This window comes from Gracilimonas amylolytica (genome assembly GCF_002911695.1).
GTDB classification, from domain to species: Bacteria; Bacteroidota; Rhodothermia; order Balneolales; family Balneolaceae; genus Gracilimonas; species Gracilimonas amylolytica.
On the sequence record NZ_PQBS01000010.1, the window covers coordinates 1 to 13,577 of the forward strand.

At 42.0% G+C, this 13,577-nt stretch carries 8 protein-coding genes and 1 tRNA gene; 8 read left to right on the forward strand and 1 reads right to left on the reverse strand.

The features are described 5' to 3' along the window. The first annotated feature begins 46 nt into the window (after positions 1 to 46). The 8 genes from C3B73_RS02300 (at position 47) to C3B73_RS02335 (ending at position 11,620) form a co-directional block, all read left to right on the forward strand. Entirely contained in the window at positions 47 to 700 is a 654-nt protein-coding gene (locus tag C3B73_RS02300; RefSeq protein WP_103663931.1) for an IS1595 family transposase, read from the forward strand. Between the two features lie 79 nt (positions 701 to 779). Further along, positions 780 to 1,871 (forward strand): PAS domain-containing sensor histidine kinase, encoded by a 1,092-nt coding sequence (locus C3B73_RS02305; protein WP_103664024.1) that lies wholly within the window; start codon positions 780 to 782, stop codon positions 1,869 to 1,871. Positions 1,872 to 1,939: 68 nt separating this feature from the next. After that, a tRNA-Arg gene (locus C3B73_RS02310) sits at positions 1,940 to 2,016 on the forward strand. A 445-nt stretch (positions 2,017 to 2,461) separates the two neighbouring features. Next, positions 2,462 to 5,950 (forward strand): PAS domain S-box protein, encoded by a 3,489-nt coding sequence (locus C3B73_RS02315; RefSeq protein ID WP_103664025.1) that lies wholly within the window; start codon positions 2,462 to 2,464, stop codon positions 5,948 to 5,950. Between the two features lie 3 nt (positions 5,951 to 5,953). Continuing rightward, entirely contained in the window at positions 5,954 to 6,613 is a 660-nt protein-coding gene (locus C3B73_RS02320) for a response regulator transcription factor (protein WP_103664026.1), read from the forward strand. Positions 6,614 to 6,839: 226 nt separating this feature from the next. Further along, complete coding sequence (locus C3B73_RS02325) at positions 6,840 to 7,235, forward strand: response regulator transcription factor (protein WP_103664027.1); 396 nt, start codon at positions 6,840 to 6,842, stop codon at positions 7,233 to 7,235. Positions 7,236 to 7,371: 136 nt separating this feature from the next. Then, positions 7,372 to 10,362: a PAS domain S-box protein gene (locus tag C3B73_RS02330; protein ID WP_103664028.1), complete on the forward strand. Its 2,991-nt coding sequence runs from the start codon at positions 7,372 to 7,374 to the stop codon at positions 10,360 to 10,362. 10 nt (positions 10,363 to 10,372) lie between these two features. Next, positions 10,373 to 11,620, forward strand: a complete 1,248-nt coding sequence (locus C3B73_RS02335) for a GAF domain-containing sensor histidine kinase (RefSeq protein ID WP_103664029.1) — start codon at positions 10,373 to 10,375, stop codon at positions 11,618 to 11,620. Between the two features lie 96 nt (positions 11,621 to 11,716). Here C3B73_RS02335 and C3B73_RS02340 read toward each other — a convergent pair whose 3' ends face one another. Continuing rightward, the gene (locus C3B73_RS02340; RefSeq protein ID WP_232802943.1) at positions 11,717 to 13,552 is read right to left on the reverse strand and encodes a response regulator; all 1,836 of its coding nucleotides are present in this window, start codon (positions 13,550 to 13,552) and stop codon (positions 11,717 to 11,719) included. Positions 13,553 to 13,577: the final 25 nt, after the last annotated feature.

Genomic DNA, 13,577 nt, shown 5'->3' on the forward strand with positions numbered 1-13,577 from the left:
GGGGCTGAAGTAGCTAAGACTTGAATAAGGTGCTAAATTAGTTACTATGTATGAACGCAAAAGTCGATTAACCCCACACCAACAAAGCCGGCTGATAGAACATTTTGTAGCAGGTACTACGGCCCGTGCAGCCTCGGAATTGATTGGTGTTCAAGCTAACACCGCTATACGGTTTTTTATGAGACTACGTCAACTCATTGCAAGTAAACTACCCAGTTATGAATTATCTGGGGAAGTGGAAGCCGATGAAAGCTATTTTGGAGGCAAGCGTAAAGGTAAGCGTGGCCGTGGATCTACCGGCAAAGTAGCTGTATTTGGATTACTTAAGCGTGGAGGTAAAGTGTACACGGCTATTATTCCGAATGCTAAAACAGAAACCTTGCTACCAATTATTCAACAGAATGTGCAGCCGGATAGTATTGTTTATACCGATACTTTTCGCTCCTACAATGCCCTGGATATCTCTGAGTTCCACCACATGCGAATTAACCACAGTGAACTCTTTGCAGATCAACTGAATCACATAAATGGAATAGAGAATTTCTGGAATCAAGCCAAGCGTCATATGCGCAAATTTAACGGCATCAAAGCAGATAATTTTTACTGGTTTTTAAAGGAATGTGAGTGGCGCTTCAACGGAGGCAATCATGCAGAGCTCTTAAAGCAATTAAAATCATGGTATAAGCAAACCAAACATTAACCCTTAGCTACTTCAGCCCCTTAATTTTTTTGCACTACATTGATCGCATACAGGATCTATTTAAAATTGTACTCACAATATGTACTCTGATGATACTTTAGCAGAGGTGAATAAAATATATTCCCTTACCCCCTTCTTTGAGTTATCAAGTGATCCGCTTTGTATCGCAGGCTTTGATGGTTATTTCAAAAAAGTAAACCCTGCACTCTGCAAATTGCTGGGGTATTCTGATAGGGAGCTACTTGATCAACCTATAAACTCTTTCATTCATCCGGATGATCGCATCCTGACAGAAAAGCACAGGGAAAACATAAGAAACGGCAAGCCTCTTCTGAATTTTGAAAACAGGTACCTTTCAAAAGATGGGAAAACCGTTTGGCTTTCATGGACATCGATGCCTGTACATGATCACAAATTGGTTTACGCGATCGCAAAAAACATCACTCACATAAAACAACATGAATCAGAACGTAATCAGCTGCTTTCAGAAGTAACCAAAGCAAATCAGCGATTAAAGCAATTGAACTATACCACGGCCCACGACTTAAGATCTCCCGTAAGTAATTTACTTGCCGTATTTAGCTTAATGGATACTGATCACATCAAAGATCCGGAAACACTGGAATTTATCAGGATACTTAAGACGGCATCACAAAACCTTAAACAAACGCTCGATCAATATGTCGATCATCTTCAAAGTGATGACATGCTTCACATCAAGAAAGAAAAGCTAAACCTTAATGATGTGCTGAATAAAGTCACTGAATCACTCAGTTCACTTTTAAAGGATGCCAAAGCAAGCATCATTACTAATTTTGAGACCTTTGATACGGTCAACTTTAGCCAAAATTACCTCGAAAGTATTTTTCTGAACCTGATCACGAATTCCGTGAAGTATGCTCATCCTGATCGGGATCCTGAAATAACACTGACCACTCAAGTTGTAGATGGAAAGCACCAGCTTATATATTCAGATAATGGTCAGGGGTTTGACAGTGAGGATAATCAGGATAAGGTGTTTGGTCTCCACCAAAAATTCCACGACCACGAAGACAGCAAAGGCATTGGCCTTTACCTGGTGTATAACCATATGACAAACTTAGGTGGGCATATCAGTGTAATCAGTGAAGTTGACAGGGGGACTACCTTTACTCTCACTTTTGGGGATTAAAAATTCACATTCTAAAATTAATTGCCCCACTGTATTTAACTTCTTATCTTTAGGGCTCTCAAATAAATGCACCCGTAGCTCAATTGGATAGAGTACCTGACTACGAATCAGGCGGTTGGAGGTTCGAATCCCCCCGGGTGTACCAATTGCCTTTCAAAGCCGTCTTAATTAGGACGGCTTTTTTATTTCTGCCTATCTGCAAACTACTACACTCTCACGCTCGCACAAGATCGGCCTGATTTTGTGAGCTCCTGAACGTTTACTTTTTAACTTTTTCATAAAAACCTTCTTTAAATACCTTTTAACCGTGTTTTTCTCACAAAAAATAATTTCACTTTTTTTGTAAGGAATTGCTTTGAGATCGCTCTGACTTTGTGGTCAAGAGAACCAGTTTGGGTTCTAGTGGGTGCAAGTACAACCACCCTCGCCTTTTAAAGGTGGGGGTGGTTTTTTATTTAGCAAAAGTTTTCAGATGATCCGGTGACTTAGGTTTTCGTATCTTTTTCACATCCAACTCAAATATTGTTTGTTGTTTGCGAGATAAAGCGGTTAGTTTATCCCAAAGATTCACTGAATAATGCATTTATAACATGCTCCGGGTCCCTGATCTTTTTAAACCAAATGCCTTTTCGATCACGGTATATTACCTCGTGTTCGCGATGCTCTGGATCTTGCTTTCGGATCAATTTTTGATCTGGCTTACCAATGATGCAAGACTCATCTCTCAGTATCAAACCGTCAAGGGGCTTTTTTATGTGGTGATCACAGGTATCTTCCTTTACTACCTGATCCATTTGAGTAACGAAAGGATCTCAAACGAAAAGGAACGCATTGACTCTGCGCTTTATGCCGCCGGTATGGCCTCCTGGAGTATCGACCTGAAAACAAATAAAATTCAACGATCTGAATATCACCATAAACTCTTTGGAATCCCTTCAAATCGGATCAAATGGAACATCAATAAATTTTATGATGCCATTCACCCGGAAGACAGAGAGTATGTTCGCGAAGCACTTGAGAAAACCATTGGCCGGAAGAGTTCAAACTTTGAGGTCAAATACCGAATAAAAGTGCAGGATGGATCCATTCACTGGATGCACAGCCGAGGTAATCTGCTGTATAACAGTAATGGCAAAGCAACTCACTTATCCGGAGTAGTGGCCGATATTACAGAGCAAAAGAAACTCGAGGATCAATTTCAGAGAGAGAAGGAGCTTTTTGAGAGTGTATTCAGGAATATCCCTGTCATGATCGATATCACTTCTTCTGACGGAGAGACGGTTCGTGTGAATAAAGCCTATGAAGAGATCACCGGGTTCACGGATAAAGACCTTGAAAATCCCGGGATCATGGAAATTGTTTATCCCGATAAGGACATGCGCCAAAAAGCCTGGAATTCTATTGAAGAAGCTGATGGTACATTCAAGGAATTCGAAACCGTCACAAAACAAGGGGAAAAAAGAATTCAGCGATGGGCTAACATTCGTATCTCTGATGGAAGCACCATTGGAATTGGTATGGATATCACCGAGCAGAAAGAGCTGGAAATCAAACACGAGCAAGACCGGCTGGAACTCGAAAAGATTTATAACAACATCCCGGTCCTCATCAACCTTCATAATGAGAATGAAAATGTATATCGAATCAACAAACATTTTGAGCAAAAGGCCGGTTACACAAACGAAGACCTCAAGACTATTGACCTGATCGATACGATGATCCCTGAAGATCAAAAGGAATTAGCCAAACAACACATGCTTAAAGCGGATGGCAGCTGGGAAGATTTCAACGTCATCACAAAGTCAGGAGAGCTCATTGAAACTTCCTGGTCAAATATTAAGGTAACTGAAGATCTGTCTATAGGCATTGGGATCGATACCACTGAGATCAAACGTAAGGAAAGGCAACTTCAGGAGCTGGCCAATCAGTATCGTAATGCGGAAAAGCTTGCCAATTTTGGTCATTGGCGCCGCGACATACGTACCGATGAATCTTCCGTTTCCGAAGGTTTGTATAAGATCGTTGAGCTCGACACTGATATTGATTTCACCTTCGATATCTTAAAACAGATTATCCATCCCGATGACTTTGACTTCTTTTTGAGAGCCGTTGAGAGATCATATAAAACGGGTTCACTGGATATCCACTATCGCATCATTAAACAAAAGAGTGGAAACATAGCTCACGTCCACGAATTGGGCCGGGTCGAAATGGACGAGAACGGGAAACCTTATCTGATCAGTGGTACTGTTCAGGATATTACAGAAACCGTTGAATATCAGGTCCAATTGCAGGACCTTGCCGAACGCTACAGAAAAGCAGAAGACATTGCCAATTTTGGTCACTGGTGGCGCGACCTGGTAAATGATCATGCTATATTTTCACAGGGTTATTATAACATTACAGAACAAGATCCATCCGACAAAGACAGCAGACTTTCGGCTTCCTTACAGCTTATACATCCTGATGATCGTGAAGAGTATCAAAATGCTTTTAATCAGGCCCTCGAAACCGGCAATTTAAATATCCGATTCAGGATCATAAAACCTGAAAGTGAAAGTATTGGGTACTTCCATGAACTGGCTGAAACTGAATTTAATGAGGAAGGTGAGGCGGTGGCCATTAGCGGAACCATTCAGGATGTCACTGAACGGGAGGAAACCCAGATAGAGTTAACCCAAAGAAATGCTTTCATTGAATCCACGCTTGACAACCTGCCTATTGGTGTAGCGGTGAACCTGATCGATTCCGGGGAGGTTACCGTTATGAATAAAAAATTCTCAGAGATCTACGGCTGGCCAAGTGAAGATCTGACCGATCTGAGTACGTTTTTTGAAAAGGTCTATCCGGATGAAGCACACCGTAAACGCATGGTAGAAATGGTGATGGCCGATATGGCATCCCGTAATCCTGACCGAATGAGTTGGGAGCATCTTCGCATTACCACCAAACAAGGGCAGGAAAGACTCATCAACGCCAAGAATATTCCGCTCTACGAGCAAAACCTGATGATCTCCACAGTCGTTGATGTGACCGCGCAGGTAGAGGCAGAACGCCGGCTGGCCGAATCAGAACACAACTACCGGCTCTTATTCCAAAAGAGTCCTATGCCTATGTGGATCTATGATCCTGAAAACTTCAAGATCATTGAGGTCAATGACGCAGCCATCAAGCATTATGGATTTTCCCGTAAGGAATTCTATGGTATGACCCTTTTAGATATCAGGCCTAAAGAAGACCGAAGGGCATTCCTGAAGGCCGTTAAGCAACACGTTTCAGATAATGTAACTGAGACCACGGAATGGAAACATATTAAAAAGAATGGATCGGTTATTGATGTTAAGGTTACCGGGTCTTCCATAAATTATTTTGGAAACAACTACCGGCTGGTTCTGGTAAATGATATCACCGAGCAGAAAAAAGCCGAAGAAATGGTCCTAGCCTCTTTGGTGGAGGGTGAAAATAAAGAACGCTCCCGTATTGCACAGGAACTTCACGATGGATTAGGGCAGTACCTTGCTGCGGCTAATATGAATCTTAACTCGGTAAAGGATGAAGCAGAGGCTTTAAGTGAACGCAAACAGGAACAGCTTGAAAATGGTCTGAACCTGCTACAGTATGCGGTTACGGAGACCGCTCAGATCTCGAGAAACTTGTTGCCAAGGGTTGTGGATGATTATGGCCTTGCACTTGCAGTTCAGTCCCTTGTTGAAAATTACAAGAACACACCGGGAGTCAAGGTCACCTATTATCATAATATTGAAGACCTTGAATTAGGGCACGAGGTACAATTCAACTTATACCGGATCACTCAGGAAGGACTTTCTAACGCCATTAAATATGCTGAAGCCTCCGAGATAAACATACAGTTAATAAAAGATGAGCTTGATTTGATTCTCTCAATTGATGATAATGGCATTGGGTTTGACGCTGATGCAGAAGACTTTAAACCGGGGCTTGGACTTCAAACTATTAAAACCAGAGCCGGAGCCCTTGGCGGTACATTCGAGTTTGACAGCAAACCAAATAGGGGTACCTTCCTGAGCGTAGTGGTACCGATCACGAAACCAAAAAACTAAGATATGGCAAATATTAAGATTGGCATTGTTGATGATCATAAGATCGTTCGTGACGGAATAAAGATCATGGTTGAAGACCACCCCGGCTTTGATATTATCTGTGAGGCAGAAAACGGTAAGGAAGCCGTCCGACTTTGTGGCGAAAAATCTCCAGATGTCATCATTATGGATATAACCATGCCCGAAATGGATGGTATAGAGGCCACACGCATCATCAAAGAGAAACAACCGGATGTAAAAGTACTGGCTCTCACCATGCTTAGTGAAGACCAGCACATTCGTAAAATGATCAAGGCAGGAGCTTCCGGATATATCCTGAAAAGCTCGGGAAAGCAAGAACTGATCACGGCTATTGAATCTATTGTAGATGGCAAACACTACTTCAGTAACGATGCCACCCAGGCCATACTTCAGGAGCTGGTGACCCCAGATGTTAATCGCGTGAATGATGAAGAGGATGTCCATATCACTGAAAGGGAACTCGAGGTCCTCAAGCTGATCGTGAATGAGTTCACCAATCAGGAGATCGCCGATAAACTCTTTGTAAGCGTCAGAACCATTGATGCGCACCGAAGAAACTTGCTTCAAAAAACAGGAGCCAAAAATACGGCCGGCCTCGTAAAGTTTGCCTTAAAAAATAATCTCTTCAGCAATTCGGGTTAACCCACCCCTGCTCTCATTAACTGTTTTCATTTTCATATTGCAGATCCTTATAAGGCTATCAAAGCCCGGTATTGTATGCCAGCATCATTTTTCAAGTAATTAATACGTAGGTATTTTTACCTATGCCTATCTATTTATAATTACGACTTTAAGCCTATTCACAATTATCCCCCTTTGAATTAGATTAATATTAAACATAACCATCCCAAGCTTTGCGGGGGTTCGGGTGATTAAAATTGCATACATAGGTAAGACCAATCAAACAAACAGCTTTATTTGTGACACCATACAGTCTAATTATTCGGCTGTCATTACGTTTCACAAACCGGATGATTTGTTTGATAATCCCGAGATGCTGGATGACAGTAGCCTCGACCTGGCTATTTTTGACCTCAATTCATCCTATGGAATTGGGAATGCCCCAAAAAGCATACAGAAGATCAATCAGTACCTGATCACCTCTCCCCTTTTGGTTATGTATCCTTCAAGCTTTAATTACATCACCCCACTTATTGAAGCCGGGGCAAACGGAGTGATCCCTAACACCCCAACCGAATCTGAGATCACCGAAGCCATTGATAATCTACTTAGCGGAAGTAATTATTTCAGTGAACCGGAATAAGTCTTTTTACCTAAGTATAATAAACACCAATTACCGTTTTATGCGTAATTTGAAAAATAGGCTTTTCACGTCATTCATTTACGTCCGATACCTTCTAACTTTTGTTAAAGACAATGGTTAAGTACCGGGTTAGCAAATGAAAAATCAACGAGGATCAGACATATATTCGATATCAGAGCTGGACAGCTTAAGTTCAAGCCTGCTGAATGCCCTGGATTCTCAAATTGCTGTAATTGACGAAGCCGGTACCATCATAGCCTATAATCAAGCCTGGAAGACTTTCCGGGATAACTTACTACTTACCTGGTGCCACCCCGATCTTGGATCTAATATTCTAAAAACTCTTCAGGCCCCATTAGCTGAAGAAAACGACTTTGCTCTACGCTTTTTGATCGGAATTAAAGAGGTTCTGACCCAGGAAATCCCTGTTTTTGAAGGTAAGTGTAAATTTCAAGCCAAGGATGAAGATGAACATCAATGGTTCAAGGTAAAGGTTACTCAACTTGGGTCACAGGGTGGAGCTATTTTGATGTACGACAACATCAGTGATCAGATACAAAGCACCAAGTATCTTAAGGAAACTCAGCAAAAATTTGAGAGTCACTTTAATAACAGTTTGTATGGAATTCTGGTTGCGGATGAAAACAAAGTTATCATCGAGGCTAACAAAGTGGCTTGCGACCTGCTTGAAACATCCGGTGATGACATCACGTTTTCAAACATACAGAACTTTCTTGACCTGGAAATGGATATCGACCGTCTTCAAAAGCAGGTCAATCGAGATGGTAACCTGATCGGAGAAGTTGATATTCAGACCGCCAACGGTAACACCGTGCCTGTTGAAATGAGCGTAACTCTTTTCAGAAACGAGGATGGTAAATATATCACCAGCTGGGCATTTGTTGATGTTTCTGACAAAAAAGTGGCCCAAAAGGCTCTTCGGAAAACTGAACAACTTTATCAGCTACAATTTTATAATACCCTGGAAGGTGTAATCATAGGCAGACCGAATGGCCGATTATTAAAGGTCAATCCGGCTGCCTGTGATCTACTTGGCTATACTAAAGATGAACTTGAAGGAGAGCATCGTGATATAGTTTTCGACCCTGAACACCCACTTAACAAAAAAGCCCTTCAAAACAGACGAAAGAACAAGAGTTTTGTTGGTGAGGTCTATTTTACCCATAAAAACGGCCACCTTATGCCCGTTGAGGTCAGCAGTGCCATTTTCACTGATGAAGACGGCACAGAAAAATCTATTATTAACATCAAAGACATCTCTGAGCGCAAGTCGATACAGCGGCAGCTTATTGAGGAAAAAGAATTCACGGAATCAGCGATCTCAAGTTTACCATCAGCCTTTTTTGTTTTTTCTACTGAGGGAGAGATGGTCCGCTGGAATGACATGCTGGAGAAAGATCTTGGTTATTCTGCCAGGGAAATAGCCCGCATTAACGTATTTGAGCTGATCCACCCCGATGATCGATATAAGCTGGAAGAGGTACTAAAAGGTGAATTGATAGGAAGAAGCCTGAGTTTTGAGGTCAAATGCCTCACAAAAAACGGAGAGATCGTTAATTACCTGCTCAGGGGTTCAAACTTTAAACAAAATGGAAAAACATTCATTGTTGGCGGTGGGCTGAACCGAAACGATTTTCTTGAGATCGAAAACGAGCGCAAGAAAAATGCAGAACTGTTAAGCCAGCTATTTTATAACTCCCCTATCGGCATTGTTCTCATTGATGGTAAAGAGAATATTCTGAGTTCTAATAACAGCTTTGAAGAAACCTTTGAGTACAGTAAAGATGAGCTAAAAGACAAAACCTTGTCCCAGGCTATCGTGCCTGATTACATGAATAAACAGGCTGAGTCTTTTACAGCACAAAGCTTAACGGGCGAGTCATTCCAATCTGAAACTATTCGAAAAACCAAGAGTGGAAAAGAGATCCCGGTATTGGTCGGTGGCGTACCCGTAGAAGTGGATGGAGAAGTAATTGCCATATACGGAATGTATGTGGACATATCAGAACGAAAGAAACTTGAGGATCAGATCCTTGAACTGCTGGAAACCGAGAAAAAGGCTCGTATTCACATGCAGGATATGTTCGAGGAAGCCCCGTCAGCCATTGCAGTGCTGGAAGGCAAAGACCACAAATTTAGCTTTGCCAACGAAAATTATGAACAGCTGATCGGGCATCAGAATATTTTAAATAAACCGGTTATTGAAATTTTACCGGAACTAAAAGATCAGGGATTGATCGATATTTTGAATTCCTGTTATTGGGAAGGAAAAGCATATTCTTTCAACGAGCATCCGGTCTATTTCCGTAAAAACGATAGCCTTGAAAGTGAAACCCATTATCTGAATTTCGTTTACAAACCTCTACGGGATGATAATGAAGAGATCTACGGTATCTTTGTTCAGGCCATTGATGTAACTGAACAGGTTGAAGCCCGTAATTTGCTCGAAAAATCACTCCAGGAAAAAGAAACGTTATTGACCGAAGTTCACCACAGGGTAAAAAATAATCTGGCTATTATCTCAGGGCTTCTGGAACTGGAGATCATGAGTGTAGAAAATGAGCAGGTTACCAAACACCTCGATTCTACTCAAGCCCGAATTAAGACCATTGCCAAGGTACATGAGCTGTTATACCAAAATGACAGCCTTTCCCACGTCAGCTTCAACGAATACATAGAAAGCATTCTCGGCAAGACCAGTAAACTGATGAAAGGAAAGGTTCCTCTGATCTCTGATTTCGAGCTCTCTGATGTGCATTTGAATGTAAATCAGGCCATACCTGCAGGTATGCTTTTGAATGAGATCCTTGAATATCTGCACGATGCCTGCACGGCTTCAAAAGATGAACAAGACGGTCAGATCTCCTTCATTTTACGGGAAGAAGATAACAAAGTGATCATCGACCTGGTTGATCCGATTCACCGGGTCCTTGATTTTCAAAGATCTGACTCCGGATTGCAACAAACCTTACGCAACGAACTCATTGAAGTGTTACTCACTCAGATCTATGGTGAAATAAAAATTACAGAAGGAGCCGACAGTGTTCTGACGATCTCCTTTCCAAAACGTGAAACAAAAGGGCCACATAACGCCTTATATCATTAGGAAAGGAACTATGAAAACCATGTACTTGCATAAACAAACAGATCAGCACTTTGCGGGAAATGCCACTGTACCGGCCAACGAAGCGGAACGTCAGGCTAAATTGGAGGAATACGCGATCCTTGATACGCTACCGGAAGATGAATTTGATTCTCTGGTAGAACTGGCAGCCATGATCACAGGATCTCCTATTTCACTCATGAACCTTCTGTCTTATAACAGACAGTGGACCAAAGCCTCTTATGGAATGGATGTTGAATCTTCACCAAGGTCTGAGTCAGTTTGCCAATACACTATTTTGGATCAGGTTAATTTTGAAGTTGAGGATCTGTCTGAAGACGAAAGATTTTTTGACATGCCCTATGTGAAGAATGATCCGAATTTACGATTTTATAGTGGATACCCTCTTCGTACTACTGATGGGTATAATCTGGGGGCTTTATGTGTATTAGATACCCAGCCTCGTTCATTGACCGACAAAGAAAAGAAAGGACTTCAAACTATTGCCAATGAGATCGTAGCGAGACTTGATCTCAGAAAGCAACAACAGGAATTACAGCGACTCAATAAAGAAAAAGATCAGTTTTTGAGAGCTGTAAACCACGATATAAAGAGCCCGCTGAACGGGATTGTCAGTTCAACTCATTATTTACAGAATCTATGGGGCGGTGACCGCGAGGAACTAAACCAGATCCTGAATATGATAGAACTTAGCGGGAGAAAACTTATAAACTACACCAGCGAACTAGTCTCTAATTCTATGGAACAAGGGGAAACAAAACTAATCATAGATGATGTAGTGATGGATGATCTGATCCAGGATCTGATCGATATCTATAACCCACTTGCCAATGCAAAAGGCATCAACATAAACACACACCTCAGCACACCCGGAACATTCAAGCTTGACAGCGAGAAATTCAAACTCATTGTCAGTAACCTACTCTCTAATGCATTAAAGTTTTGCCACGAGGGAGACAGCATCACACTGGATGTCAAAATTACGGGCGTTGAAGAAAAAACCCTCTTTCTTTACATCTCTGATACCGGGATCGGGATTCCTGCGGCGCACCTGCCTACTATTTTTGAAAAAGATGAAGATCATCAGCGTCAGGGCACCAAAGGCGAAATAAGTACAGGTATGGGCTTACCGATCGTTAAAAAGTATGTAGAACTGCACAATGGTGAGATCAAAGTAGAGAGCATTGAAGGAATGGGCACTACATTCCATATAAACATACCGGAGAATGTGACCGGTTAAGAATTTCATTTGTACCCCGAAAAACCCCAAGAGTCGCTTCCTGATACGGAGCGGCTCTTATTTTTTCTGACAGTTTTTTTAAACTAACTGAATGGTTTAAACTCCTACGATCTGGGCCAGCTTTTGCTCAAGATCTGCGGGATTGAAAGGTTTAGTCACAAAATCATTCATGCCGGCCGCATATACATGCTCCCGGACTTCTTTTAAGGCCGCCGCTGTGAGGGCGATAATGGGAACCTTTCTCTTATACGGGTCGTCCAGTTTTCTGATCTTTTCAGTAGCTTCATACCCATCCATTTCAGGCATTTGGAGATCCATCAGCACCACATCAAAATTACACTCCTGGATGGCATCCAGGGCTTCTTTTCCGTTGTTAACCACTTTCATTTCCACTTCCCAGCGCTCCAGAAAACGTGTCATCACTTTCTGATTCACCACATTATCTTCGGCCAGAAGTATCTTCACTCCTTTAAGTAAACTTGACCCTTCTATTTTACCTTGCGAACCGTTCGTACTGACTTCCGGTTGTTGAGCCACACCAAATTCAAGCTCCACAGTAAAGGTACTACCTACGCCCTCCTCACTTTCAACGCTAATGGTTCCGCCCTGAAGCTCCGTCAGTTGCTTACTGATGGTAAGGCCCAATCCGGTACCTCCAAACAGCCTCTTGGTGTTCTGACTGGCTTGTGTAAAGCTATCGAAGATCGTGTTGATGCGTTTTTCATCAATACCTATTCCGGTATCCGATATAGCAAACTGAATGCTTGCCTGTTCGTGCTCATGTTGCAGAACCCTGACTTCCAGTTTCACCTCGCCTTCTTCAGTAAACTTCAAAGCATTACTGAACAGATTATTCAGGATCTGTGTTAGCCGGGCGGGATCGCCGATCAATCTTCCCGGTACCTGTTCAGCGACCTCCACTTTCAGGTCTATATCCTTATTCTTTGCTGTTGATCGGAAACTTTCAAGAATGACATTGATCAGATTATTCAGGTCAAATTCTACCTTTTCAAATTCGATCTTTCCGGCTTCGATCTTTGAGAAATCCAACACGTCATCGATCAGCGATAACAGGGTCTTACCTGAGAAATCAAGAATATTGATGGGTTCAAGCTGATCTTTTCTGGGATTATCCTGCTTCAGGAGATGAGTCATACCAAGTATGGCATTCATCGGTGTGCGTATCTCATGACTCATAGTAGCCAGGAATTCCGATTTGGCCTTTGTGCTTTTTTCAAGTTCAGTGGTCGTTTCTTCTAACTGACTTATGTAATTCTCTAATTTTTCCTGTTTTACACTCAGCTCTTCGTTCAGTTCCTTTTCCTTTTTGAGCAGTTCCAGAGTTTGTTGCTCCGCATTTTCCTTGAACTGGGAAAAGGTGTTGAATATCAGCCATGTGGTTACGAATGAACCCGTAAGCACAGCCCATCTCACAAGAGAAAATCCGCTGGCTGTCATGTTAACTCTTTCAAAAATGATGTAATCCAGAACAAAATAGGATAAAATGGATAATAAGATCCCGATGTTGCGTAGGTGGATCTGAGTATTATCAAAAAGCAGAATAGAAAGCCCCATGGCCGGAATAAAAAAGGCCTGTATCATCGCATCATTCCCAAAAACAGAGCTCAAAATAATGATCCCAATATCTGCATAGGCGATCAGAAGTATTTTGGAAGCTTTTTCAAACCCCTGCCTGGCCAGTAACGGGATCAACAAAAAGGCTATGGCCTCAGAAAGGAAGAACCAGGTCAGCGATACGGATTCATTGATCTGAAAGGCAACCAGAAACAGAATGGAAACCCCCGCCAAAAAGAAGGAAACGGAGTTTAATATGGACATACTGGCTTTAGAACCGATAACCTCATTTTCGGCCCTCAGGTCTTTTCCCAGCGCAATATCTGAGATACCTGTTAATGAATACTTTTTGCTCATGTCCATTATCCTTCCAATTAGTGTA

Coding starts and splice junctions, on each gene's coding strand:
- C3B73_RS02300 (WP_103663931.1), top strand. CDS start 47: ATGTATGAACGCAAAAGTCGATTAACCCCACACCAACAAAGCCGGCTG.
- C3B73_RS02305 (WP_103664024.1), top strand. CDS start 780: ATGTACTCTGATGATACTTTAGCAGAGGTGAATAAAATATATTCCCTT.
- C3B73_RS02315 (WP_103664025.1), top strand. CDS start 2,462: ATGCTCCGGGTCCCTGATCTTTTTAAACCAAATGCCTTTTCGATCACG.
- C3B73_RS02320 (WP_103664026.1), top strand. CDS start 5,954: ATGGCAAATATTAAGATTGGCATTGTTGATGATCATAAGATCGTTCGT.
- C3B73_RS02330 (WP_103664028.1), top strand. CDS start 7,372: ATGAAAAATCAACGAGGATCAGACATATATTCGATATCAGAGCTGGAC.
- C3B73_RS02335 (WP_103664029.1), top strand. CDS start 10,373: ATGAAAACCATGTACTTGCATAAACAAACAGATCAGCACTTTGCGGGA.
- C3B73_RS02340 (WP_232802943.1), bottom strand. CDS start 13,552: ATGAGCAAAAAGTATTCATTAACAGGTATCTCAGATATTGCGCTGGGA.